The organism is Planococcus sp. MB-3u-03 (assembly GCF_002833405.1).
In the GTDB taxonomy this organism is placed as follows: domain Bacteria; phylum Bacillota; class Bacilli; order Bacillales_A; family Planococcaceae; genus Planococcus.
On record NZ_CP025135.1, the window covers coordinates 1,963,472 to 1,990,039 of the forward strand.

Here is a 26,568-nt window from a genome sequence, read left to right on the forward strand (position 1 = left end):
TGCGATTCAATGATAAGTTTTAAGCATAAAGAAAAAGCGGGACGAATCCCGCTTTCTCTGCTTGCTATTATCGGCGTAGGCCAAGTCTTGCGATTAACTCACGGTAGCGTTGTACATCGTTCTCGCGTAGGTATTTAAGCAAGTTACGACGGCGTCCAACCATTTTGAATAGACCACGACGTGAATGGTGATCTTTCTTGTGGGTACGCAAGTGCTCGTTCAAGTTGTTGATGTCTTCTGTAAGAATGGCGATCTGAATTTCTGGAGAACCAGTATCAGTGTCATGCACTTTGTATTCATTGATCAATTCATTTTTACGTTCTTGAGTGATTGCCATGCTGTTCCACCTCCTATTCTCTGATAGCCCCTATTACCTAGCAAACGTTGGTGATTCGATTTGCCAAGCAACGGTTAGTACGTTCAGTACTTTGATATCATAGCACAGTGATTTCCTGAAATCAACTGTGCACCTTACACTTCAAAATATTGCTTTGCGGTATCTTTGTCCCGGCCGATTTGGATTTTCAGTTCATCGATGCCTGAAAATTTCTGTTCATCGCGGATGCGCTTATGCCATTCGACGACAACTTTCTCGCCATAGATCGACTTATCGAAATCCAGGATATGGACTTCGATGACCAGGTTTTTGACATCGGGATTATTGAATGTCGGCTTGTAGCCTACATTGCAGACACCATCGAAATAAGCGCCTTGCACTTCGATCCGAACTGCGTAGACACCGCGCTTCGGAACGAATGTGCCGAGCTCTGGTTCGACGTTCGCCGTAGGAAAGCCGATCGTCCGCCCGCGCTTGTCGCCGTTGACGACCGTTCCGGAAATCCGGTATGGCCTGCCAAGCAGGTGATGGACCGGCTCAACCAGCCCATCTTTCAACAGGTGGCGGATGCGGGTCGAACTGACCTTTTCATTTTCCGCTTCAATTTTGCCGACTGTCGTGACATGATACCGGCCGCTCCCGTACGATTCCATGAGCGCCATATCCCCGCCGCCTTTAAAGCCGAACGAAAAATCAAAACCGGCAACGACTTCTTTGACGCCGAGGCCATCGATGAAATGCTCGATGAATTGTTCAGGGGAAAGTTTCGCGAACTCTGAAGTAAAACGAACGATATAGCAGATGTCGACGCCCATTTCCTGCAAGATCTCCATTTTCTGGCCAAGCGGCGTGATATAAAAAACTTCTTCTTTCCGGCCGCCGAGCACGAGTGATGGATGCGGGTCGAAGGTCATAACAGCGGATTTCATCCCGCCTGCCTGCGCTTTATCAATTGCCGTGCCGATCACTTTCTGGTGTCCGCGGTGAACGCCGTCAAAAAATCCGATCGCCATCGACAGCGGGCCGTGTTCTTGTGCTTTCATCTCGTGAGGATAACTCAAGTGAATGATTTTCATACTACACCTCGTCCGTTGGAGGAAATCCAAACATTTTTTCGGGTTTCATTTTGCCCGGCTTATCCGGATGCCGTTTATACAACGCTGCCGGTACGCCTTGATACGTGAAAACGACAAACGGTTCCGCCTTCAAGACCGGATGCGCCTCAAGTACTTGGCCATTCTTGATGCCGAACAATAAATCCGGCGTGATTTCTTCAAAAGGAAATGCACTTAAGCCATAGGCAAGAGGCTGCAAAATAGAACCGATATCCCCATTTTGCGCAATTTCCTCCACTTCGGCAAGCGTCACACATTGTTGTTTCGTAAAACTGCCGGATTGCGTGCGTGTCAGCTGTGACATATGAGCCGGATAGCCAAGCGCTTCACCGATCTGGACAGCAAGCGTCCGGATATAGGTTCCTTTGCCACAGCGGATGCGGATGCGGAAACGGATATTCTGCCCTTGCCAAATGTCCGCGTCATCCAAAAGTTCAATCGAGTCAATATGCACGATCCGCACCGGGCGTTCCACCGCTTCGCCTTTGCGCGCGTATTCGTAAAGCTTTCTGCCGTTCACTTTGACGGCGGAATACATCGGCGGGATTTGTTCAATGTCGCCGGTCAGGCTTTGCAATACGCCTTCTAGCTGCTTTCGGGTAATCGTCTTGTCCCCCGTGTCTTGCTCCACTACTGCGCCTTCTGCATCTTCTGTTTCCGTTGAAAACCCGATCAATACTTCCGCTTCGTACGTTTTTCCTTGATCAGTGATATACTCTGCCACTTTGGTCGATCGCCCGAGGCAAATGGGCAATACGCCGTCCACTTGGGGATCGAGCGTCCCGGTATGCCCGACTTTTTTCGTTTTCAGGATTTTCCGCAAGCGAAAAACGCAATCGTGGGACGTCATGCCCGGTTCTTTCCATAATGGAAGAATCCCATTCGGTTCCATATCGGAAGCCCCTCTCTTCATCGGCACTAGGACCGAACTATATAGTATGTAGAAAAAAGCCTGCTGTCTAAAAATAGACTGGCAGGCTTTCGGTTTACTCTTCTGTTGGATCTTTGATATCCCGCAGCAATGATTCAATCCGATTGCCGTATGCGACAGACGAATCGATTTCAAACGCCAATTCAGGAGTCTTGCGCAAACGGATCCGCTGCCCGATTTCCGAGCGGATGAATCCTTTGGACTTGGCAAGGCCGAGCAAAGTCTGCTCTTTCGCCTTGTCATCGCCCAGCACGCTAATATAGACTGTTGCCTGCTGAAGGTCGCCCGTCACTTCGACATCTGTCACTGTGACAAATCCGATGCGCGGATCTTTCAGTTTTCTGCCGATAATATCGCCGAGCTCTTTTTTCATCTGCTCAGCTACACGATTCGAGCGCATTGATGACATTTCGAATCCACTCCGTTCTTACAAATATTCTTTCTCTATTGCCATGCATTCCCACGACGGATTGCTTTCCAGATAGCGCAGCACCTGCTCCATTTCACGCTCCGCTGCTTCTTTCGAAGAAGAAACGGTGACGAACGCGAGGCGCGTGCGCTGCCAAACTTCCTGGTGATCGACTTCCGCCGCCGATCATTGAATTTCTGCTTTGTGCGGGTCATCATGCTTTTGACGACTGCACGTTTATCTTTCAATGAATGCGCGGTAGGGATAAAGAATTCGCATTCCATCGAAAGGATCATTTTCTTTCGATTTCTTCCATGATGAACGCTTCGATGATGTCGCCTTCTTTAACATCGTTGAAGTTTTGATTGTCACACCGCATTCGTAGCCTTTTGCGACTTCTTTCGCGTCATCTTTAAAGCGTTTCAAGGTATCGATTTCGCCTTCGAAGACGACAATGCCATCACGGATGACACGCACGCCGCTGTCGCGGGTGATCTTGCCTTCAGTTACGTAGCTTCCGGCAATCGTTCCGACTTTAGACACTTTGAACGTGCTGCGGATTTCCGCTTGCCCGATGATTTTCTCTTCGAACTCTGGGTCCAAGAGGCCTTTCATCGCTGCTTCGATTTCTTCGATTACTTTATAGATGATGCGGTGCAAGCGGATATCGACGCCTTCTGCATCTGCTGCGCGCTTGGCGTTGACATCCGGGCGGACGTTAAAGCCGATTATGATGGCATTGGATGCTGCCGCCAGTGACACATCGGATTCCGTGATCGCTCCGGCGCCTGTATGGATGACTTTACGTTGACGCCTTCCACATCGATTTTCAAGAGTGAAGCAGCCATGGCTTCCACTGTCCCTTGAACGTCAGCTTTGACGATCAAGTTCAACTCTTTCATTTCGCCTTGTTTCAATTGATCAAACAAGTTATCCAGCGTGACGCGGTTCTTTTCAGAACGCATTTCCTGCAACGCTGTAGCCGAACGGGCTTCACCGATTTGACGAGCAGTTTTCTCGTCTTCAAACACGACAAAACGGTCGCCGGCTTGCGGTACATCACTAAGTCCAGTAATTTCAACAGGCGTTGATGGGCCAGCTGTTTTCACGCGGCGGCCAAGATCGTTAACCATTGCGCGCACGCGCCCGAATGTATTGCCGACAACGATCGGGTCGCCGACATGCAAAGTGCCATCCTGTACGAGCAAAGTCGCAACAGATCCGCGGCCTTTATCTAGCTCCGCTTCAATGACCGTACCGATTGCACGGCGGCCAGGATTCGCTTTCAATTCCCCGACTTCAGAAACAAGCAAGATCATTTCAAGTAGCGTGTCGATTCCGTCTCCAGTCAAAGCGGAAAGCGGAACGAAAATCGTATCGCCACCCCATGCTTCAGGCACTAAACCGTGCTCAGTCAATTCCTGCATAACGCGGTCCGGGTTTGCGGACGGTTTATCCATTTTATTGACTGCGATGATGATCGGAACTTCGGCAGCTTTTGCGTGATTGATCGCTTCCACTGTCTGCGGCATAACGCCGTCATCAGCAGCAACAACGATAATGGCAATATCCGTTACTTTCGCACCGCGCGCACGCATCGTCGTGAACGCTGCGTGGCCTGGTGTATCCAGGAATGTGATTTTCTTGCCGTCTTCCTCGACTTGGTAAGCACCGATATGCTGTGTAATCCCACCTGCTTCTCCAGCAGTCACTTTCGTGTGGCGGATTGAATCCAGCAAGGTTGTTTTACCGTGGTCGACGTGGCCCATGATTGTAACAACAGACGGGCGTTCTTCTTTTTTAGCTTCTTCTTCAGGTTCGAAGTAGACTTCCAAATCGGTTTTATCGACCAAGATTTCTTCTTCTACTTCCACATCGTATTCTGCACAGACAAGCTCAATGGCATCTTTATCCAACTCTTGGTTGATGGTTGCCATAACGCCAAGCATGAACAATTTTTTGATGATTTCAGAAGGCTCACGGCCAAGTTTTTTCGCCAAATCGCCAACAGTCAAAGATTCACTGAATGTGATTTTTGACGGCAATTCTTTTTCTCTCTTCGGCATTGGCGGCATCGGGTTCACCGGACGCTGCTGTTTGCCTTTGCGGTTGCGGTTTTGCCCGCCGCGCCCTGGTCCGTTCGAACGGCCGCGTTGGCCTGGTCCTGGAGCTGGTTTTGCAGCTTTTGGCGTGAAGTTGGAACCGCGCCCTGCTTGGCTCGTTCCTTGCTGCGTAGATTGCGTGCGGTTCTGGCTGCCTTGTGAGCCTTGTGAGCGGTTTTGTCCGCCTTGTCCAGCTGTACGGTTCTGGCCTTGTCCGCTTTGAGGACGGGATTGTCCGCCTTGTGGGCGATTTTGTCCGCCTTGGCTTCCTTGTCCGCTTTGTCCACGGCGCTGGTTTTGGCCTTGCGGGCGGGATTGTGAACCTTGTGCACGGTTTCCTTGTGCAGGTTTTTTATAAATGCCGTCCAATTTCGTTACAGCAGTATCTTCTAGTGTCGCCATATGGTTATTGACTTTAATATTCATTTTTGACAATTCGTCGATGATGTCTTTGCTCGGTTTATTTACTTTTTTTGCGTATTCATGTACTCGAATTTTGGTCATCTGCTCACCCCCGGTTAGTTTTCATCAAACAAGCTCGTCATTTTCTTGGCAAAACCATTATCGGTAATCGCCAGAACGACGCGTGCTTCTTTTCCTATTGCATGCCCAATCTCATAGCGGCTAGCGCCTATGCGCACTGGGACGTTATAGGAATTGCATTTATCGTGCAGTTTTTTTCTCGTGTTTTCAGACGCATCTTCAGCCACAATGACTAATTTCGCGTTGCCGCGGCGCACTTCGCTGATGACCAGTTCTTCACCGGTTACCAGCTTGCGTGCACGCGTGGCAAGCCCTAAAAACTGCAGGATTTTTTCTTTATTCATGATTTCAGCTGCTCTCTGCGTACGGCATGGACCAGCTCTTCGTAAATTTCGCCTGGAACTTTCACTTCAAGCTGCTTGTCCAAAACCTTCTTTTTGCGTGCCAGTTCGATGGCATCTTCCGATTTGGATACATATGCGCCTCTTCCTGACTTTTTGCCGGTAAGATCGACGAATACTTCTCCTTCTTTGGAACGCACGACGCGGATCATTTCCTTTTTCGGATGCATTTCACCGGTCGCGACGCATTTTCTCAGCGGAATTTTCTTTTGCATAGCCAACGGATATCACCTTCTCAGCTTATTCTTCTTCGTCGTAAAAATCAAAGTCATCTGTGTCAGCTTCAGCATCCGACTTCACGATTACCGCGCCTTCAGGCGGATAAATCCCTAGTTCACGTGCATCCGTTTCACTCTTGATATCGATTTTCCAACCTGTCAATTTCGCAGCCAGACGCGCATTTTGCCCGCGTTTGCCGATCGCAAGAGACAATTGGTAATCCGGTACGACAACTGTCGTCGATTTATCGTCCTCACTCACTTGCACATCCAAAACTTTGGATGGGCTAAGGGCGTTCGCTACGAATACGACCGGGTCTTCTGACCATTCCACGATGTCGATTTTCTCGCCGCCCAGTTCGTTGACGATGGTTTGCACTCGGCCGCCTCGTGATCCGACGCATGAACCGACTGGATCCACTTCTTCATCGTTAGCGTGGACGGAGATTTTCGAACGGTCTCCCGCTTCACGCGCAATCGATTTGATTTCGACGATGCCGTCATAGATTTCCGGCACTTCGTTTTCGAACAAACGGCGTAAAAGTCCTGGATGTGTGCGCGAAACGAACACTTGTGGGCCGCGTGTTGTGCGTTCGACTTTAGTAATATAGACTTTGATGCGGTCATGCGGCTGGTAGCTTTCGTTCGGCATTTGTTCCGTCTGCGGCAATACCGCTTCGACTTTTCCTAAACCGACATACAGATTGCGGGCATCCATGCGTTCAACGATACCGTTGACGATATCATCCGCGCGGTCTACATACTCTTCAAAGATCAACCCGCGCTCTGCTTCGCGTACGCGCTGTGTGACGACTTGTTTCGCGGTTTGGGCAGCGATTCGGCCGAAATTGCGCGGTGTGACTTCCTCTTCCACGATATCGCCGATTTCATAAACCGGGTTGAGTGCATGCGCATCTTCCAATGAGATTTGCAGGCGGTCATCTTCGACTTCCTCAACGACATCCTTGCGGGAATAGACGAGCATCGTCCCGGTATCAAGGTTCAAATCGACGCGGACGTTCTGCGCTTGGTTGAAATTGCGCTTATAAGCGGTGACAAGTGCTGCTTCGATCGCTTCGATCAGCACATCGCGTGATATTCCTTTTTGTTTCTCCAACACTTCTAAAGCATCCAATAGCTCACTGCTCATAGTTATTCACTCCTAAATTCTTCTATTCAGCTTGCAGAAAAATCGATCGCCAGACGGATCATGGCAATTTTCTTTCTCGGGATGCTGATGGTTTTTCTGCGGGTCTTGATCTTGATCTCGATCTCCACTTGTTCTTCATCAAACGACTTCAAATAACCTTCGAATTCTTTAGCATCTTCCACCGGCTCGTACGTTTTGATATAGATGAAATTCTCCAAGGCTTTTTCGAAATCCTTTTCCTTCTTCAACGGACGTTCTGCCCCCGGTGAAGATACTTCAAGGAAGTAGTTCTGTTCGATCGGGTCGGTTGCATCCAGCTCTTCGCTTAAACGTTCGCTGACGATTGCGCATTGGTCGATATCGATCGGCTCCTGTGGATTGTCCACATAAACGCGCAAGAACCAGTTCTTTCCTTCTTTCACGAACTCGACATCGACCAGTTCAAGTTCCAGCTCATCGATGATCGGTTGTGCCATTGCTTCGATTTGTTCAGTAATTTTGCTCATAAAATGCCTCCTGCCAATAATATGCCATAACAAACAGAAAAGAGCGGGAGAACCCACTCTTCTGCGACAGAGCTATCAGTAAATGTTATTACAATAATACCATGCTTGGCGGTGCGGCGCAACTGACTAGAACAAGGATAGCTGATTGGCATCAGGCATCCCTTCCAGGCAGCCATGGTCATCCATGTACTCGATGATCGTTTTTGAAACGCGGCCGCGCTGCTGCAAATCTTCCTTCGACAGGAATTCGCCTTCCGCTCTTGCGGCGACGATCGATTTCGCGGCATTCGTGCCGAGTCCTGGAATGGCATTGAACGGTGGGATCAATGTATTGCCTTCAATCAGGAATTGATCCGCAGACGATTTATACAAATCGACTTTCTGGAATGAATAGCCGCGTTCGACCATTTCAAGCGCCAGTTCCATGACCGTCAGCAAGTTCTTTTCTTTCGTCGAAGCTTCGAGTCCTCTTGAGTTGATTTCGTCCACTTTGGCACGGATCGACTGGGATCCTTTCGCCATGGCGTTGACATCGAAATCTTCTGCACGCACCGTGAAGTACGCGGCGTAGTAAAGGACCGGGAAATGAACTTTGAAATAAGCGATGCGGACCGCCATCAAGACGTAAGCGGCGGCGTGCGCTTTCGGGAACATGTACTTGATCTTTTTACATGATTCGATATACCAGTTCGGGACGGCTTTTTCTTTCATCGCCGCTTCCATCTCCGGCGTCAAGCCTTTCCCTTTCCGTACCGATTCCATGATCTTGAACGCCAAAGATGACTCAAGCCCTTGATAAATTAAGTAGACCATGATGTCATCCCGGCAGCCGATGACGTCGGACAGTTGGCAAGTGCCGTTGTGGATCAATTCCTGGGCATTGCCGAGCCAAACATCCGTGCCGTGCGACAATCCGGAAATCTGCACGAGTTCAGAGAACGTCGTCGGTTTCGTATCTTCGAGCATTTGGCGGACGAAGCGCGTCCCGAACTCCGGGATGCCGAGCGTTCCGGTTTTACAGCCGATCTGCTCTTTCGTGACGCCGAGCGATTCGGGGCCAGCGAAAATCTTCATCACTTCCGGATCATCTGTCGGGATCGTCTTCGGGTCGATGCCGGACAGATCCTGCAACATGCGGATCACTGTCGGGTCATCATGCCCGAGAATATCGAGCTTCAATAAATTATCGTGGATCGAGTGGAAGTCGAAATGAGTCGTCTTCCATTCGGAATCTTGCGCATCCGCTGGAAATTGGATCGGCGAGAAATCGTAGATGTCCATATAATCGGGCACAACGATGATGCCGCCCGGGTGCTGGCCTGTGCTGCGCTTGACGCCAGAACAGCCTTGCACCAAACGGTCGATCTCTGCGCCGCGCATCGTCATATCGCGGTCATTGGCGTAGCCGCGCACATACCCGTAGGCTGTTTTTTCTGCTACCGTCCCGATCGTGCCTGCCCGGAAGACATTGTCTTCGCCGAACAGCACTTTCGTGTAATTATGCGCTTGCGGCTGATATTCGCCACTGAAGTTCAAATCGATATCGGGAACTTTGTCTCCTTTAAATCCAAGGAAGGTTTCAAAGGGAATGTCCTGTCCATCTTTCTTATACGGAATCCCGCAATCCGGGCAATCCTTATCTTTCAAGTCAAAGCCGGAACCGACAGAGCCGTCATCGAAGAACTCGGATTTCTTGCATTTCCGGCATACATAATGAGGCGGCAAAGGGTTGACTTCCGTAATTTCCGTCAGCGTCGCGACAAGGGACGATCCGACAGACCCCCGGGAACCAACGAGATAGCCGTCATCAAGCGATTTTTTTACCAGTTTATGCGAAATCAAATAGATGACCGCAAACCCATGGCCGATGATCGACTTCAATTCCTTCTCGATGCGCGCCTCGACGATTTCCGGCAAGTCGTCTCCGTAAATCGAGCGGGCCATCGTATAGCTGAGTTCACGGACTTCCTCATCCGCTCCTTCAATTTTCGGTGTATACAATTCGTCTTTGATCGGTTTGACGACATCGATCATATCGGCAATCTTTAAGGAATTGTCGACTACAATCTCACGAGCCGTCTCTTCCCCAAGAAAATCGAAAGCATCGAGCATTTCATTCGTCGTCCGGAAATGAACTTTCGGCAAGGTCGAACGGTTCAGCGGATTCGCCCCGCCTTGGGAACCGATCAGCACTTGACGGAAGATGGCATCCGTTTCATCAAGGTAATGGACATTTCCTGTCGCGACCAGCGGCTTATCGAGCTTGCGGCTCACTTTGGCCAGCTTGCGGATGATGTCTTCTAGATTCCATTCGTCGCGGATCAATTCGCGGTCGATCAATGGCTGGTACACTTCTTTCGGATGCACTTCCAAATAATCATAGAACTGTGCAGTGCGTTCCACTTCTTCCATCGATTTCTGCATGACCGCTTCGAACACTTCGCCTTTATCGCAGCCCGAACCGACGAGCAAGCCTTTTCGGTGGCGCTGCAAAAGCGAACGCGGGATGCGCGGGACACGGTAGAAATAATTGATATGGGAGGCTGAAACGAGCTTGAACAGGTTTTTCAAGCCTTCCTGGTCTTTTGCCAAAAGTGTGCAATGAGTCGGCCGTGAGCGTTTATAGGAATCCCCCGTCCCGACATAATCATTCAATTGATCGTGGTAAAGGATGCCTTTATCGTCCGCTTCTTTCAATAGATGCGTCAACAGGTAAGCGGTCGCTTCCGTATCGTAGATGGCGCGGTGATGCTGCGTCAGTTCGATATTGAATTTCTTCGCCAGCGTGTTCAAACGGTGGTTTTTCATTTCCGGGTGAAGCATGCGGGCAAGTTCTAGCGTATCAATCGTGGCATGCGTTTTATCGATGCCGTATTTCTTATAGGCGACATAGAGGAAGCCCATATCGAACGAGGCGTTATGCGCGACCATGATATGATCGCCTGCCCATTCATGGTATTCGCGGATGACGTCTTCGACTTCCGGTGCGTTTCGGACCATATCATCCGTAATGCCCGTCAAGTCGATCGTCGTCGCCGACAAAGGATGGTGCGGATTGGCGAATCGCTCGAATTTATCGATGATATTCCCGCCCTTGATTTTGACCGCTGCCAGCTCGATGATCGTGTCGTAAACAGCGGATAACCCAGTCGTCTCTAAGTCAAAGACGACAAAAGTCTCTTCCTCAAGCAAAGCATGGCGTTCTTCATAGGCAATCGGGACGCCGTCATCGACTAAGTTCGCTTCCAAGCCGAATATCGCCTTGATGCCGTGCTTTTGGCTTGCGGCATAAGCATCCGGAAAGGCCTGGACGCCTGCGTGGTCCGTGACTGCGATCGCCGGATGTCCCCATTTTGCCGCTTGGGCGACCAATGATTCAATGGAAGAAACAGCGTCCATTTGGCTCATCGGAGAATGGAGGTGCAATTCCGCGCGTTTGGTTTCAGCTGTGTCTTTGCGGACGGACGGATTGATTTCGACCATATCATTCGACATCATGACCAGATCCCTGACGAATGTATCGGTTTGGATCGAGCCTCTTGCTCTCAGCCACATGCCTTTTTTCGCTTGGGCCATGAGCTCCGCGTCTTCTTTATCGCGTGAGAACATTTTGACGAGAATCGAATCCGTATAATCGGTCATCTTGACGGTCAATAGCGAACGGCCGCTGCGCAGCTCGCGGACTTCAACATCAAAAACGAAGCCTTCGATGGTCACGCGGCGTTCTTCGTCGACAATCGAACGGATCTCGACGATCGGCTCATCCGGTTTGATGGCAGATCCCATCTGGAATGGACCGGATGGTGCGCCATTTTCTTTGCGCTCGGTTTCCCGTTTCTTCATGTCTGCGACAGCTCGTTTCGCCATCGCTTCTTCTTCGGCTTTGCGCTCTTCCATAAAGGCAGCGCGCGCTTCCTGTTGGTCTTCTGCCGATAGCTGGAAATCGATCGAAAATGCCGGAAATCCGAATTGTTGGAAAACCTGGCTTAATTTATCAGTGTATTTGGATTTCAATGCCATCATTTCATGTTCATGGCAGCAGTCGACGATCAATTTATTGCCATTCCATACAGGTGCTTGTGACAGCAGGCGCTCGCGTAGTGGCGGTGCCATATCCGCCAATTCGTCGACGACATGTCGCCAGTATGCTGCGACTTGTTCGCCTTCTGCTTGTTGCGTGGGTGTTTCTATATGCACTTGAACGCTTGCAATCGATGAAAACTTGGCTTGCAGCCGCTCGCGGAAAATAATAAATAATTCAAGCGGCAGCACTTGCTTGAGTTTGACGATAAAACGCCATGCCCGGTCTTTCTTATGAACGGTCATGCGTGTCAATTCCGCCCCTTCAAAATATGGCATATGGACATCGTCGGTTAACTCCAGATGCTGCAGCAGCAATTTAAATCTCATTTTGGCGTCTTGCTCATTTATCATGATTATCCCCTTCGCCATTTATTTCAGAAAAAGAAAGGAAAGTACGTTTGTACTTTCCTTTTATCATATCAGATTATTATTCATTTCTTAAAGAATTCGCGTACCTTGTCGAGCACTTCATCTTTATGCCATTCGACTGTTTCATTGGTTTCGCGGATTTTCACTTCAAGGATTCCTTCACCGGCACGCTTGCCGACAGTGATGCGGATCGGCAAGCCAATCAAATCGGCATCAGCGAATTTTACGCCTGCGCGCTCTTTGCGGTCATCGAGCAGCACTTCGAATCCTTGAGCTTTCAATTGTTCATAAATTTCTTCTCCAGTTTCGCGTTGCACATCGTCTTTGACGTTGACCGGCACGACGTGGACTTCATACGGTGCGACCGCATTCGGCCAAGTGAAGCCGGAATCATCCTGGAATTGTTCAGCGACAGCCGCGACAATGCGTGAAACGCCGATGCCGTAGCAGCCCATGATATAAGGCATCGCTTTACCTTGGTCATTCAGGAAGGTCGCTTTCATCGGTTCGCTATAAGTCGTGCCGAGCTTGAAAATATGGCCGACTTCAATTCCTTTAGCAAATTGGATCGTGCCGTTTCCGTCAGGCGATGGGTCACCTTCTTTTACAAAACGCAAATCTCCATATGCTTCTACCGTGAAATCTTCATCAGGCGTAACGTTTTTCAAATGGACACCGTCTTCGTTGGCGCCTGCCACACCGTTAACGATCGATTTGACGGCGTTGTCCGCAAATACGCGGACGCCTGCAGGCAAGCCCACTGGCCCGATCGATCCAATATCGCAGGACAGCAATTCGCGCACGTCTTCAGGAGTCGCCATATCGATCAGCTTAGCACCTGAAATATGCTTGACTTTTACGTCGTTCACTTCATGGTCGCCGCGTGACAACACGACGATAAGTTCGTCGTCCGCTTTGAACACAAGCGTTTTAATGCAATTTTCAGGCGTCGTGTCGAGGAAATCCGCCACTTGTGCAATGGTCTTCTGGTCAGGTGTCGCTACTTTTTCAATTGGGTGCGCTTGTTCATCGGATTTAGGATAATCCACATTTACGGCGGCCATTTCAATATTCGCGGCATATGGCGAACTGTCCGAATACGCAATCGTGTCTTCCCCGATTTCCGACAGCACCATGAATTCGTGGTTGTCCTTGCCACCGATTGCCCCTGAATCCGCGATGACGGCACGGAAGTTCAATCCAAGGCGGCTGAAAATATTGCTATAGGCTTGCATCATATCATCGTAAGTTTTATCCAGGCTCTCTGGTGTCGCATGGAAAGAATATGCATCTTTCATGAGGAATTCGCGTCCGCGCAACAAACCGAAGCGTGGGCGTTTTTCATCGCGGAACTTCGACTGGATCTGATACAAGGTCAACGGCAATTTCTTATAGGACTTGATTTCGTCGCGCAATAGGCTCGTGATGATTTCTTCATGCGTCGCGCCTAGCGCAAACTCGCGGTCGTTGCGGTCTTTCAAACGCATCAATTCGTCGCCGTAAGAATACCAGCGCCCAGTTTCCTGCCATAGTTCAGCTTGCTGAAGGGCAGGCATGAATACTTCCACGCTATTGATCGCTTCCATTTCTTCACGGATGATTTTCTCGACTTTGTGCAGAACACGTTTGCCGAGCGGAAGGAAGGAATAGATCCCGCTAGTGTTTTGGCGGATGAATCCCGCACGCAGCAATAATTGATGCGATTTCACTTCTGCATCAGCTGGAGTTTCCCGCAACGTCGGGATAAAGCTTAATGTTTGTCTCATATCCGAATACACCTCGACTGGTTATTGTATTTGTAAATCCCTATGTAGCAGAGAAAGGAAAGCGATAAACGCTTCCCTTTCATTCATTAAAAGAAAAATCGTTGAATGTCATTCCATGTGACGACAATCATTAAGAGCATCAACAGCATGATTCCGACAAAATGGACCATTCCTTCTTTTTGCTTATCGACTGGCTTGCCTCTCAGCGCTTCAAGAACGAAGAACATGAGACGACCGCCATCAAGCGCTGGCAGCGGCAACAAGTTCATGATCCCTAGGTTGATGCTGAGCATGCCAGCCCAGCTCATGAGCGTAAAGATGCCGTACTGCGCGACTTCTTCAGTCGTTTTGTAAATGCCGACAGGGCCGGACAGGGCATCGATGGTAAATTGGCCTGTCAAAAGCATGCCGAGCAGTCGGAATATTTCTTTGAACCAAAAGATTGTCTGTTCAGCACCATAAGCGAATGAACCGAAAAAGTCTTTTTCCACCGGGCTTTGGTACAAGACGCCGATGACACCCACTTGTTCTGCCGATTGCTCGGACAGTTCAGGCGTGATCGTGAAGTTCAAAGGCTCGCCGTCACGTTCCACTTGGAAGTCAAGCGCTGTTCCTGCACTTTCTTGAACAGATTCTACCAACTCGTCCCACGTGCTGATCGATTGGCCTTCGATTTCTGTCACCAAATCGCCGTCTTGCATGCCTGCCTGTTCAGCAGGGCTGTCTTCCGTCACTTCGGAAATGACCGGTTCAAAGTTGGAACCCCTGCATCATGCCGATTGCCGTGAAGATGAAAATGCCAAGATAAAGTTGAAGAACGGCCCAGCAAAATTGTCATGAAACGGTTCGGCAAATTTTTGCATCGAATGTGCGGTCATAAGGCGCCAAGATCGTTTCACGGCCGTTTTCTTCAACAACCGCATCACGGGCAACTTTGATATTCACTAATTGCTCGTCTTCGTCGTAGCCTTTAATGAAAAGGTCTTTTCGAGGTCTGCTTGTTCCACTTCCAGAAATAGGATATCAGGATAGACATGCTTTTGGTTGAGGATGACTTTCTTTGCCTGTCCTTTTCATCCAATAGCAATCCGATGCGATGGCCTGCCTGCAGATGGATGGCATCCATTTCTTCGCCCGCCATGCGGACATATCCGCCAATCGGAAGCAATCTAACCGTATACAGCGTCTCGCCTCGTGTGATGCCTAAAATCTTAGGGCCCATTCCGATAGCGAATTCACGAACGAGAATCCCGGCCCGCTTAGCGAACAGGAAATGGCCCAGCTCGTGGAAAACACTAACGCGCCGAAAATGATTATGAACGCTAATACTGTCTCCATTTTGAACCATCCTTAATAAACCTTATTCGGTTTTAATCTGTCGCTATTTTAGCATGTTTTCCACAGTTTTTCTCGTTTCAGAATCTGCTGCGAGAATCGTTTCAAGATCCGGCGAAGCGATCGTCTGATGGACAAGCATTGCCCGTTCGATGAATTCCTCAATTTGCAAAAACCGATTTGACGGTTTAAGAACATCGCGACTGCCTGCTCATTGGCGGCATTCAAGACAGTCGTCATCGTGCCGCCTTCCGGCCGGCGTCAAATGCAAGCTGCAAAGCACGGAATCGCTCGTAATCCATCGCCCGGAAATTCAGCTGGGCGATTTCCGCCAGGTCCAGCCGTTTGGCAGCTTGGCGCGGCAGCCGGTCCGGATAGGACAGCGCATACTGGATCGGCACTCTCATATCGGGCGTCCCGAGCTGCGCCATGACGCTCGTATCCTGGAATTCAACCATGGAGTGGATGATGCTCTCCCGGTGCAATAGCACATCGATATCATCATAGTCAAAATCGAACAGCACATGCGCTTCGATCACTTCCAAACCTTTATTCAACATCGTCGCGGAATCGATTGTGATTTTGGATCCCATCGACCAGTTCGGGTGATTGAGTGCATCTTCCACTGTGACGTCAGCGAGTTCATCGCGCGTTTTGTCACGGAAGCTGCCACCTGAAGCTGTCAGGATCAACCGGCTTGCCTGTTCAATCTTTTCGCCGTTGAGCGCTTGGAACAAAGCCGAATGTTCACTGTCCACTGGCAAGATATCGGCGCCGTATTTTTTAGCGCTTTGCATGACCAGATGGCCTGCAGTCACAAGCGTTTCCTTATTGGCGATGGCAATCGTGCGGCCGAGCTTGATCGCTTCCAAAGTCGGCTCGAGCCCGACGCTGCCGATTACGGCATTGACCAAAACATCCGCTTCGTAGGTCGAAGCATCAATCAGGCCTTTATTGCCATGGACGAATAGAATGCCCTTGAATTCCTGCTGCAGCTGTCGCGCGTCTTCAGCGAGCTGGACACAGACGATCTCAGGTTGGAACTCCTGAATTAGCTCGCGTGTTTTTTCCATGTTCTTACCGGCAGATAATCCGACCAGCGAAAATTCTTCGGGATGTTCCCGGATGATATCGGCTGTCTGGATGCCGATTGAACCGGTCGCGCCGAGCAATATGATTTTTTTCATCTATGAAACAATCCTCTCTTAAATAAAATGCAGGAAATGCAATAGCGGCATGACAAAAAAGATGCTGTCAAAGCGGTCTAAAATGCCCCCATGCCCAGGGAGCATCTTTCCGGAATCCTTGACATTGAAATGGCGTTTCAAGGCCGATTCCACCAAATCGCCCAATTGGCCGAAAATCGAAGCGACAATCGCGACGATGATGACCAATAGCAATGGCTGTTCCATGCCGGCAAAATAGGCGAAGATCAATGCGATACCGACAGCCCAGATGATACCGCCGACAAATCCTTCAATGGTCTTATTCGGCGAAATTTCTGGCCACAGTTTGCGTTTTCCGATTTTGCGCCCTGTGAAATAAGCGCCGGAATCGGTGAACCAGACGACAAGCAAGGCAAAAATCAATACCGCGAGCCCCGATTCCCGTGTTTCGATTAAGTAATAGAATCCTAGGCCCACATATAGCGTGCCGAGGATCGCGAACGCGGCATCGTCAAAAGTAAAGCTGTTTTTGACGACAACCGTATGTATAAGCAATAAGATGACCGCCATGAAGACGAACTCCACTTTCAAATAGCCGGTCCATTCATACACTTGCTGCGACCAATCGCCTGGCAGCATGAATGCATATAAGGCCACAAGAGAAATAAGGCCGGGCACGCTCATGAGGCTCCGGCCTTTCATTTTAAGCAATTCCTGAAAACCGATTGTTGCAAGGACGTATACCAAAAGAATAAACGGAATTCCGCCGATAATGACAAATGGAATAAATAGAGCAGCTGCTATAGCTCCCGTAATAATGCGTTGCTTCAATTTGCTTCTTCCCCCTTCAAGCCACCATAACGCCGATTTCGTTTCTGATAAACCTCAAATGCCTCAAGCAAGCAGTCTTCACCGAAATCCGGCCATAAAGTGTCGGTAAACCAAAATTCCGTATAAGCCAATTGCCAAAGCATGAAGTTGCTCAAACGAACCTCCCCGCTCGTTCGGATCAATAAATCAGGCTCCGGCAAACCGCTCGTCATGAGGCGGCTCGTGATCATGTCTTCTGAAATTTCGGATGGATCCAGTTCTCCGGCCTGCACCAAAGCGGCCAAGTTCTTCACAGCGTCAACGATTTCCGCGCGGCTGCCGTAATTCAATGCAAAGTTCAACACCAATCCATCGTTATGCTTGGTTGCCTCTTTCGCTTTTTGGATCGCCTGGATCGTGTGGGCAGGCAGATCATCCACATAGCCCATCATTTCCACACGGACGTTTTCTTCGATCAGCTCCGGCAAAAAACTCGATAGAAACTCTTCCGGCAAACGCATCAGGAAGTCGACTTCCATTTTCGGGCGCTTCCAATTTTCCGTCGAAAACGCATATAAAGTCAAAACGTCGACGCCAAGATGGCTTGCGAGTTTCGTTATTTTGCGGACTGTCTTCATTCCTTCGTGGTGGCCTGCCACTCTCGGCATCGAACGCTTTTTCGCCCAGCGCCCGTTGCCGTCCATGATGATCGCCACATGGGATGGTACGCCTGCGCCGGCTACAGCCATGGCACGCTCCCCGTATTCCACCACTACCGGCTCTATATTTCTCTTTAATAGTTTATTGAACATAATTAATCCTCCACTTGTAACCAATCGGAATGTCTATTGCTTATCATATCAAAAATGCGCGTTGTGCGTGAACTTTCAAAGCACTTCCGAAATTTTGGCATGAAAAAAGCGTCCTGATATACAGGACGCCCGGGAACAGATGAAGTTCGCTTAAACTGCCATGATCTCAGTTTCTTTGTCTTTGACCATGTCGTCGATCTTAGCGATATGCGTGTTTGTCATATCTTGCACATCATCCGAATAGCCGCGCAAGTCATCGGTTGTAATCTCGCTCTTTTTCTCAAGCTTTTTCAAATCGTCGTTGGCATCGCGGCGAATATTGCGGATGACGACTTTTGCATCTTCCCCTTCTTTCTTCACTTGCTTAACCAAATCTTTGCGGCGCTCTTCTGTAAGAGCTGGAACCGCAAGACGGATGACGTTGCCGTCGTTTGAAGGGCTGAGTCCAAGATCCGATTTCAGGATCGCTTTTTCGATTTCCGGCAATACGGTCTTATCGTAAGGCTGGATCATGATCAAACGCGCTTCCGGGACCGAAATGCCGGCTACTTGGTTGACCGGTGTCGGGGCACCGTAGTACTCGACTGTAATCTTGTCGAGCAATGAAGGCGTCGCACGCCCCGCGCGGATAGAAGCCAAATCACGTGAAAAAGCTTGAATCGCATTGCTCATTTTCGTTTTCGTATCGTTCATGATTGTTTTCGGCATTATAATGATCTCCTCACTACTGTCCCGATCTTTTCACCAAGAACAGCTCGTTTTATGTTTCCTTTTTCCATTATAGAGAATACTACGAGTGGAATATCATTGTCCATACATAATGTGGAAGCTGTCGAATCCATCACTTGAAGCCCTTGCTGAATGACGTCGAAGTACGATAGTTCATCGTATTTGACTGCTTCAACATCGGTTTTTGGATCAGCGGAATAAACGCCGTCCACGTTGTTTTTCGCCATCAAGATGACATCTGCCTCGATCTCTGCAGCTCGCAACGCAGCTGTCGTATCAGTCGAGAAGTAAGGATTTCCGGTTCCAGCCGAGAAAATGACGACACGCTTTTTCTCGAGGTGGCGGATCGCTCTTCTGCGGATATACGGTTCTGCTACTTGGCGCATCTCAATTGAAGACAATACACGCGTTTCCACGTCTTGTTTCTCGAGCGAATCCTGCAAAGCTAGTGAGTTCATGACAGTTGCAAGCATTCCCATATAGTCTGCAGTCGCACGATCCATGCCCATCTCCGAACCGACTTTGCCGCGCCAGATATTTCCTCCGCCGACCACTACCGCTACTTCAACGCCAAGGTCAACGATTTCTTTCACTTGCGCTGCGACGGATTTGATGATTTCAGGGGAAAGACCGAAACCTTGTCCGCCTGCCATCGCTTCTCCACTTAATTTCAGTACAATGCGTTTGTATTTTGGAACACTCATCGGTACCCTCCGTTACACGTTTATTGAAAAACAGGGAACACAACATTGTGCTCCCCGGATAACTCTTATAAAAATTGGATTATTTTTTGTTGACTTGGCTCATAACTTCGTCAGCGAAGTTATCTTCGCGTTTTTCGATGCCTTCGCCAACTTCGTAACGGATGAACTCTTTTACAGTACCGCCAACAGATGCTGCGAATTCGCGGACTTTCTGGTCAGAGTTTTTAACGAATGCTTGGTCAAGCAAGCAGATATCCTCGAAGTATTTTCCAAGACGGCCTTCAACCATTTTTTCAACGATTTTTTCAGGCTTGCCTTCGTTCAACGCTTGCTCAGTTAATACTTTGCGCTCGCGTTCTACTTCGTCAGCAGACACTTCGTCACGTGAAATGTATTTCGGGTTAAGCGCAGCGATGTGCATTGCGATATCGCGTGCAGCTTGTGAATCGGAAGAACCTTCCAATACAACTAGAACGCCGATGCGGCCGCCCATGTGCAAGTAAGGGCCGAAAGAATCGTTGTCCGATTTTGTGCGGATTTCAAAGCGGCGCAATGTAATTTTTTCGCCGATTTTAGCGATGGCGTTTGAGATGTGGTCCGCTACTGACAAGCCGTTAGACATTGTCGAAGCGTTCGCTTCGTCGATTGTTGCCGGTTTAGTTGCAAGCAAGTGTTCGCCGATTTCTTTGACCAAAGTCTGGAAACCTTCGTTTTTCGCTACGAAATCCGTTTCAGCGTTGACTTCGTAGATGACTGCTTCGTTTCCTTCTTCAAGGATTGAAGTAATCCCTTCAGCTGCGATGCGGTCCGCTTTTTTAGAAGCGCTGGACAATCCTTTTTCGCGAAGGAAATCAAGAGCCGCGTCGATGTCACCATCTGTTTGTACTAAAGCTTTTTTGCAATCCATCATACCTGCGCCTGTTTTTTCGCGCAATTCTTTAACCATTTGAGCTGTAACTGCCATGATTAAATTCCTCCTTCAACTTGTCTGTGTTTTCTCAAAAAAAGGTGATAAGTGGGGTTGGCCGCTTATCACCTGTAAACATTGCGAATTACTCAGCAGTTTCCGCTGATGCTTCTTCGTCTTCTTCCGGCTTAGACTCAAGAAGAGCGTCAGCCATTTTGCCAGTCAATAGTTTGACCGCACGGATAGCATCATCGTTTGCAGGGATTACGTAATCGATTTCGTCCGGGTCGCAGTTTGTATCAACGATACCTACGATTGGAATGTTCAATTTCATAGCTTCTGCTACTGCGATGCGTTCTTTACGAGGGTCTACGACGAACATTACGTCTGGAAGACCGTTCATGTCACGGATACCGCCTAGGAATTTCTCCAAGCGTTCGTGTTGTTTTCAATTGGACTACTTCTTTTTCGGAAGGACTTCGAAAGTGCCGTCTTCTTCCATGCGCTCGATCTGTTTCATGCGGTTAACACGTTTTTGGATCGTGCCGAAGTTAGTCAAAGTACCACCCAACCAGCGTTGGTTGATGTAGTAGTTGCCAGAACGTTCTGCTTCTTCTTTGATCGCGTCCTGAGCTTGTTTTTTTGTTCCTACGAACAAGACTTTACCGCCTTCTTCGCCCACTTGCTTCATGAAGTTGTAAGCTTCCTCAAGTTTGCGGACCGTCTTTTGAAGGTCGATGATGTAGATGCCGTTACGTTCCACGAAGATGTATTTTTTCATTTTCGGGTTCCAACGACGAGTCTGGTGGCCAAAGTGAACACCAGCTTCGAGCAATTGTTTCATTGAAATTACTGCCATGATGTGTTTCCTCCTAATAGGTTTTTGTTTGCCTCCGCACTCTTCGCTTCTGAACCGTTACCAATAAAGGCACCTGCGGAACAGATCGGAATGCGTGTGTATTTAACACCATTTGAAATTATACCACGCAGTTGCTGGTGCCTGCAACTGATATTTATAAAAACAACCGATTGCAATATTGAACGGCGATCGGGAACACTGCAGAACGCAAAAGCCACCCCGGAACTATTGGATAGTCCGGGGCGGCGTGTGGGTTTAATTCATTTTCAATTGTTCAAGCTCTGCAAGGAATTTCGTATTCAATACTTTGATATACGTACCTTTCATGCCGAGTGAACGCGATTCGATGACGCCAGCACTCTCAAGTTTACGGAGTGCGTTAACGATGACCGAACGCGTGATGCCGACACGGTCAGCAATTTTAGATGCAACAAGCAAACCTTCATTGCCGTCTAGTTCTTCGAAGATATGCTCGATCGCTTCAAGTTCGCTGTATGAAAGCGAGCTGATCGCCATTTGAACGACAGCTTTGCTGCGTGCTTCCTCTTCGATGCGGTCGCCTTTTTCACGGAGGATCTCCATGCCGACAACTGTCGCGCCGTATTCGCCTAGGATCAAATCGTCATCGCCGAACTGGTCGTTGACGCGTCCTAGCAATAATGTGCCAAGGCGTTCGCCGCCGCCGATGATCGGAACGATCGTCGTCAAGCCGTTCTTGAACAATTCACGCTCTTCCACAGGGAAGATCGTGTGCTCACTGTTTACATCCATGTTAGCGGATGTTTCAGTAACGTTCGAAAGGTTTTGTGTGTACTCGATCGGGAATTGGCGTTCTTCCAACATGTTCTTCATGCGGTCGTTTTCGATCTGCTGGTTGACAGCATAGCCAAGAACCTTCCCTTTGCGGCTGACGACGAAGACATTTGCTTCGATGACTTCGCTCAATGTTTCAGCCATGTCCTTAAAGTTTACCGGCTTGCCGGCTGCTGCTTGCAGCATAGAGTTAATGCGTCTTGTTTTTCCCAATAAATTCATAATTATGAACCTCCTACATGATTCGTACGTATTTCGCACCGTTTATTCAATATTCTAAAGGTTTTTACACTTTAATGAAACCAATACGCCTTGTTCTACAAGATAAATTGTGACAAATCTTTGTTTTTCGCCACATTTTCAAGTTTTTCGTTAACGTATTGAGGAGTGATATCGATTTGGGCAGGTGAAATCTCAGATGCCTCAAATGATAGGTCCTCCAATAAGCGTTCCAATATTGTATGAAGTCGGCGAGCGCCGATATTATCCGTCTGTTGATTTACTTCATAAGCAATTTCCGCAAGTCTGACGATTGACGCATCAGTAAAGTGTACCATAACTCCCTCTGTTTCGAGAAGGGCTTTATACTGATTGAGCAAGGAATGTTTCGGTTCCGTCAAAATCTTCACGAAATCATCGACTTCCAGCTTGGTCAATTCGACGCGAATCGGGAAGCGGCCCTGTAATTCCGGGATCAAATCTGACGGCTTCGACATATGGAATGCACCGGCTGCAACAAACAGCATATAATCGGTCTTCACCGCTCCGTATTTCGTCGATACAGTTGAACCTTCGACAATCGGCAAGATGTCGCGCTGGACCCCTTCCCTTGAAACATCCGCAGAAGAAGTGGAACTTTTGCTGGCGATTTTGTCCATTTCGTCGATGAAGATGATGCCATGCTGTTCAGCGCGGCGGATCGCCTCAGACGAGATTTCCTCGCTGTCGACCAGTTTTTCCGATTCTTCAGCCGTCAATACGCGCCGTGCGTCTTTCACTTGCATACGGCGCTTTTTCTTTTTCTTCGGCATCAAGGAAGACAAGGCATCCTGCATGTTTTCGCCCATCTGCTCCATTCCCGACCCTTGGAAAGCGTCAAACATGGAAGCCGTGTTTTCTGTCACTTCGACGGTTACCCACTCGTCTTCCAACTTGCCAGCTTTCAGGTCAGCGGCAATTTCGCGGCGCTTGACGCGCACTTCCACTTCAGCTTCCGGATCTTCCTCTTCCTGCTCTTGTTTTTGGCCGAAGAACATTTCAAGCGGATTTTGCGCAGTTTGCTTTTTCTTCATCGACGGCGCCAGCAATTTCACGAGGCGGTCGTTGGCAGAGGATTCTGCGCGTTCTTTCACGGCTTCGTATTTTTCTTCTTTGACGATGCGCACGGATGCTTCCACTAAATCACGCACCATCGACTCCACGTCGCGGCCGACATATCCGACTTCCGTAAACTTCGTCGCTTCGACTTTGATGAATGGCGCACCGGTCAGTTTTGCAATGCGGCGCGCGATTTCCGTTTTTCCGACGCCGGTCGGGCCGATCATTAAAATATTCTTCGGGATGACTTCATCCTGCATTTCTTCGTCTAGTCGACTGCGGCGATAGCGGTTGCGCAGCGCAATCGCGATTGAGCGCTTGGCATCTTTCTGCCCGACGATGAAACGGTCCAAGTGATCGGTAATCTGCCGGGGAGTTAAATCGGTTTGTGTTTTCATTCTGACAACTCCTCCATGATGATTTGGTGGTTGGTGTAGACGCAAATATCTGCAGCCGTTTCAAGCGCGGATTGGGCAATTTCGCCTGCCGTCAGTTGGTCGCCTGCATATTTCTTCAATGCCCGGCCAGCCGCAAGCGCATAATTGCCGCCTGAGCCGATTGCCAGGATCCCATCATCCGGCTCGATGACTTCGCCGGTGCCAGAGACGAGCAATAGTTCATCTTTGTTCATGACAATGAGCATCGCTTCCAGCTGCCGCAGCATTTTATCACCGCGCCATTGCTTCGCGAGTTCGACGGCAGCACGCTGAAGATTGCCGTTGAATTCGGTGAGCTTGCCTTCAAACATTTCAAACAGCGTGAAGGCATCCGCCACGGAACCGGCAAATCCCGTCAGCACTTCGTTATTGTAGAGCCGGCGCACTTTTTTCGCGGTATGTTTCATGACGACGGCATTGCCGAACGTCACTTGCCCATCTCCTGCCATGGCCGATTTGCCTTTATGCTTTACGGCAAAGATCGTGGTTGCATGAAATTCCTGCATGTTAAGGTTCTCCTCCTTACGCCCTTGGATGGGCTTTTAAATACGTATTGCGCAAATGGTCTTTCGTCACATGCGTATAGACTTGCGTGGAACTGAGATGTGCATGGCCCAATAATTCCTGGACCGTGCGCATGTCCGCCCCATTGTTCAATAGATGGGTAGCGAATGTATGGCGGATCATATGGGGGTAGATCGATGAATTGAGCGATGCCTTTTTCATGCATTCGTTCAGGATATGGCGGATGCCCCGATCCGTCACCCCATCTCCCCGGCTATTGACGAATAGCTTGTCATGCTCTTTCGACTTCATCAACCTTGGACGGGCCGAGTCGATATAAAGTTCCAGCGCGTCGTGGGCAAACTGGCCGTATGGGATGTAGCGCTCTTTCCTGCCCTTGCCGAGCACTTTAACAATATGCATATGGCGGTCCAAATCTTTCATCTTAATCGATACGCATTCACTGACGCGCATGCCGGTCGCATAAAGCAATTCCAGCATGGCGCGGTTCCGGAGCGACAGCGCATCCTCACCCGTGAGTGAAGCGAACAGCTGCTCAAGCTCTTCCTCGTAGAAAAACTGCGGCAGCCGTTCTTCTTTCTTCGGATGGAACAGCGAACGGAACGCTGCTTCACTGAGCCCGAATTCGCGGTTGCCGTAGCGGAAAAACGACCGGATTGCGGAGATTTTCCGCGAGATTGATGTTCTGGATAATTCGGCTTCATATAGTTTCGTTACATAATTTCGCGCATGAAGGTATTCGACTTCGTGCAGATCACTCGCGCCTTCTTGTTCCAGGAACAGAAAAAAACCCTCCAGATCCTGTAGGTACTGGTGGACAGTGTGGGCGGAATAATTCTTTTCCAATTGGATATAGCTCATGAACGATTCGAGCATCTGTTCTTTCGTCATCTGGCACGCCGCCTTTCAGGCAATTAAAAAAGCCTCTAAAGTATACCAATACTTAGAGGCTTTTTTCAATTAAACCGTCACTGAATTCATATAATTTTGAATTGATTCCAACGCTCGGTTGGCGTGGCGTTCAGCGCGCTCCTGTTTGGACTTGATGCGTTCGCCGAGATCCGGGAACAAGCCGAAATTGATGTTCATCGGCTGGAAGTTCTTCGAATCCGCTTCGGTAATATAACGCGCCATGCTGCCAAGTGCCGTTTCTGCCGGCAATACGACCGGCTCCTCGCCAAGTGCCAATTTCGCCGCGTTGATGCCCGCGAGCAAGCCGCTTCCCGCAGATTCCACATAGCCTTCGACGCCTGTCATTTGGCCGGCGAAGAAAATATTCGGGTCGGCTTTCAATTGATAGGTCGGCTTCAAGACATTCGGTGAGTTGATGAATGTATTGCGGTGCATGACGCCGTAGCGGACGATCTCGACATTCTCGAGCCCCGGGATCATACGCAGGATTTCTTTTTGCGCTCCCCATTTCAAATGGGTCTGGAACCCGACGATGTTGTATAGCGTGCCAGCTGCATCGTCCTGGCGCAATTGCACAACCGCGTAAGGGCGCTTGCCGGTTTTCGGGTCTTCGAGCCCGACAGGTTTCATCGGCCCGAAGGTCAAGGTCTTATCGCCTCTGGCAGCCATCACTTCGACCGGCATGCAGCCTTCGAAATAGATTTCTTTTTCGAATTCCTTAAGCGGCACGACTTCCGCTTCGACCAAAGCCATATGGAAGCGGCGGAACTCTTCTTCTGTCATTGGGCAGTTCAGATAAGCGGCTTCGCCTTTATCGTAGCGTGATTTCAAATAGACTTTGTCCATATCGATGCTGTCTTTTTCGACGATCGGTGCTGCCGCGTCGTAGAAATAGAGATATTCTTCGCCAGTCAGCTTGCGCACTTTCTCGGCAAGCGCGGGCGAAGTCAATGGGCCAGTTGCGATGATGGTGATGCCTTCCGGGATCTCCGTCACTTCTTCATTGATCACTTCGACGAGCGGGTGGTTGCGGACATTTTCCGTGACCATCCCTGCAAACTCGTGACGGTCGACCGCAAGCGCGCCGCCGGCCGGTACCGATGCTTTATCAGCTGCATCGATGATGACCGAATCCAGTTTGCGCATTTCTTCTTTGATGACGCCGACCGCATTGGTCAATGAATTGGCGCGCAGCGAGTTGCTGCAGACCAGTTCCGCAAATTTATCCGTATGGTGTGCCGGCGTTTGTTTGACCGGGCGCATTTCATAAAGCCTGACATTGACGCCCCGTTTGGCGATTTGCCATGCCGCTTCGCTTCCTGCAAGTCCGGCACCAATTACATTTACAATTTTCGTCATGATAAAACACCTC

20 protein-coding genes and 5 pseudogenes are annotated in these 26,568 nt (G+C 49.3%); all 25 read right to left on the minus strand.

What is annotated here, in order from left to right:
• Window positions 1-67 precede the first annotated feature (67 nt).
• The 25 genes and pseudogenes from rpsO to trmFO all read right to left on the minus strand — a co-directional run bounded on the left by rpsO (window position 68) and on the right by trmFO (window position 26,555).
• Window positions 68-337, minus strand: coding sequence for a 30S ribosomal protein S15 (rpsO, locus tag CW734_RS11160; RefSeq protein WP_058380477.1), 270 nt, complete (start codon window positions 335-337; stop codon window positions 68-70).
• A 134-nt stretch (window positions 338-471) separates the two neighbouring features.
• Window positions 472-1,413: a riboflavin biosynthesis protein RibF gene (ribF, locus tag CW734_RS11165; RefSeq protein ID WP_101190510.1), complete on the minus strand. Its 942-nt coding sequence runs from the start codon at window positions 1,411-1,413 to the stop codon at window positions 472-474.
• A 1-nt stretch (window position 1,414) separates the two neighbouring features.
• Window positions 1,415-2,344, minus strand: coding sequence for a tRNA pseudouridine(55) synthase TruB (gene truB / locus CW734_RS11170; protein ID WP_101190511.1), 930 nt, complete (start codon window positions 2,342-2,344; stop codon window positions 1,415-1,417).
• Between the two features lie 94 nt (window positions 2,345-2,438).
• Entirely contained in the window at window positions 2,439-2,792 is a 354-nt protein-coding gene (gene rbfA, locus CW734_RS11175) for a 30S ribosome-binding factor RbfA (protein ID WP_101190512.1), read from the minus strand.
• Window positions 2,793-2,810: 18 nt separating this feature from the next.
• A pseudogene (locus CW734_RS20045) lies at window positions 2,811-3,088 on the minus strand (DUF503 domain-containing protein).
• A pseudogene (gene infB / locus CW734_RS11185) lies at window positions 3,085-5,398 on the minus strand (translation initiation factor IF-2). The pseudogenes CW734_RS20045 and infB overlap by 4 nt, the downstream one beginning before the upstream one ends.
• A gap of 14 nt (window positions 5,399-5,412) precedes the next feature.
• On the minus strand, window positions 5,413-5,721 hold the full coding sequence (locus CW734_RS11190) for a YlxQ family RNA-binding protein (protein ID WP_058380471.1): 309 nt from the start codon (window positions 5,719-5,721) through the stop codon (window positions 5,413-5,415).
• Window positions 5,718-5,999: an RNase P modulator RnpM gene (gene rnpM / locus CW734_RS11195; protein ID WP_058380470.1), complete on the minus strand. Its 282-nt coding sequence runs from the start codon at window positions 5,997-5,999 to the stop codon at window positions 5,718-5,720. The genes CW734_RS11190 and rnpM overlap by 4 nt, the downstream gene beginning before the upstream one ends.
• A 19-nt stretch (window positions 6,000-6,018) precedes the next feature.
• Window positions 6,019-7,146 carry a transcription termination factor NusA gene (gene nusA, locus CW734_RS11200; RefSeq protein ID WP_101190513.1) on the minus strand — a complete coding sequence of 376 codons (1,128 nt, stop codon included), beginning with the start codon at window positions 7,144-7,146 and terminating at the stop codon, window positions 6,019-6,021.
• Between the two features lie 26 nt (window positions 7,147-7,172).
• Window positions 7,173-7,652: a ribosome maturation factor RimP gene (gene rimP, locus CW734_RS11205; protein ID WP_101190514.1), complete on the minus strand. Its 480-nt coding sequence runs from the start codon at window positions 7,650-7,652 to the stop codon at window positions 7,173-7,175.
• Window positions 7,653-7,778: 126 nt separating this feature from the next.
• Window positions 7,779-12,086 carry a PolC-type DNA polymerase III gene (locus tag CW734_RS11210; protein WP_101190515.1) on the minus strand — a complete coding sequence of 1,436 codons (4,308 nt, stop codon included), beginning with the start codon at window positions 12,084-12,086 and terminating at the stop codon, window positions 7,779-7,781.
• Between the two features lie 80 nt (window positions 12,087-12,166).
• Window positions 12,167-13,870 carry a proline--tRNA ligase gene (locus CW734_RS11215; protein WP_101190516.1) on the minus strand — a complete coding sequence of 568 codons (1,704 nt, stop codon included), beginning with the start codon at window positions 13,868-13,870 and terminating at the stop codon, window positions 12,167-12,169.
• A gap of 86 nt (window positions 13,871-13,956) precedes the next feature.
• A pseudogene (rseP, locus tag CW734_RS20050) lies at window positions 13,957-15,208 on the minus strand (RIP metalloprotease RseP).
• A gap of 43 nt (window positions 15,209-15,251) precedes the next feature.
• A pseudogene (gene dxr / locus CW734_RS11225) lies at window positions 15,252-16,392 on the minus strand (1-deoxy-D-xylulose-5-phosphate reductoisomerase).
• Window positions 16,393-16,410: 18 nt separating this feature from the next.
• Entirely contained in the window at window positions 16,411-17,202 is a 792-nt protein-coding gene (locus CW734_RS11230) for a phosphatidate cytidylyltransferase (RefSeq protein ID WP_101190517.1), read from the minus strand.
• Window positions 17,199-17,993: an undecaprenyl pyrophosphate synthase gene (locus CW734_RS11235; RefSeq protein WP_101190518.1), complete on the minus strand. Its 795-nt coding sequence runs from the start codon at window positions 17,991-17,993 to the stop codon at window positions 17,199-17,201. Before CW734_RS11235 ends, CW734_RS11230 begins: the two co-directional genes overlap by 4 nt.
• A 150-nt stretch (window positions 17,994-18,143) precedes the next feature.
• Window positions 18,144-18,701 carry a ribosome recycling factor gene (gene frr, locus CW734_RS11240; protein WP_101190519.1) on the minus strand — a complete coding sequence of 186 codons (558 nt, stop codon included), beginning with the start codon at window positions 18,699-18,701 and terminating at the stop codon, window positions 18,144-18,146.
• On the minus strand, window positions 18,701-19,426 hold the full coding sequence (pyrH, locus tag CW734_RS11245; protein ID WP_101190520.1) for a UMP kinase: 726 nt from the start codon (window positions 19,424-19,426) through the stop codon (window positions 18,701-18,703). The genes frr and pyrH overlap by 1 nt, the downstream gene beginning before the upstream one ends.
• 79 nt (window positions 19,427-19,505) lie before the next feature.
• Window positions 19,506-20,390 carry a translation elongation factor Ts gene (gene tsf / locus CW734_RS11250; protein WP_101190521.1) on the minus strand — a complete coding sequence of 295 codons (885 nt, stop codon included), beginning with the start codon at window positions 20,388-20,390 and terminating at the stop codon, window positions 19,506-19,508.
• A gap of 88 nt (window positions 20,391-20,478) precedes the next feature.
• Window positions 20,479-21,192: pseudogene (gene rpsB / locus CW734_RS11255) on the minus strand (30S ribosomal protein S2).
• Between the two features lie 255 nt (window positions 21,193-21,447).
• A complete protein-coding gene (gene codY, locus CW734_RS11260; RefSeq protein WP_101190522.1) occupies window positions 21,448-22,227 on the minus strand; it encodes a GTP-sensing pleiotropic transcriptional regulator CodY in 780 nt (259 codons plus the stop codon).
• Between the two features lie 95 nt (window positions 22,228-22,322).
• The gene (gene hslU, locus CW734_RS11265; RefSeq protein ID WP_101190523.1) at window positions 22,323-23,720 is read right to left on the minus strand and encodes an ATP-dependent protease ATPase subunit HslU; all 1,398 of its coding nucleotides are present in this window, start codon (window positions 23,718-23,720) and stop codon (window positions 22,323-22,325) included.
• Window positions 23,717-24,265, minus strand: coding sequence for an ATP-dependent protease subunit HslV (hslV, locus tag CW734_RS11270; RefSeq protein ID WP_058380455.1), 549 nt, complete (start codon window positions 24,263-24,265; stop codon window positions 23,717-23,719). The genes hslU and hslV overlap by 4 nt, the downstream gene beginning before the upstream one ends.
• Before the next feature lie 16 nt (window positions 24,266-24,281).
• Window positions 24,282-25,175 (minus strand): tyrosine recombinase XerC, encoded by an 894-nt coding sequence (xerC, locus tag CW734_RS11275; RefSeq protein WP_101190524.1) that lies wholly within the window; start codon window positions 25,173-25,175, stop codon window positions 24,282-24,284.
• A 69-nt stretch (window positions 25,176-25,244) separates the two neighbouring features.
• Window positions 25,245-26,555, minus strand: coding sequence for an FADH(2)-oxidizing methylenetetrahydrofolate--tRNA-(uracil(54)-C(5))-methyltransferase TrmFO (trmFO, locus tag CW734_RS11280; RefSeq protein WP_180956211.1), 1,311 nt, complete (start codon window positions 26,553-26,555; stop codon window positions 25,245-25,247).
• Window positions 26,556-26,568: the final 13 nt, after the last annotated feature.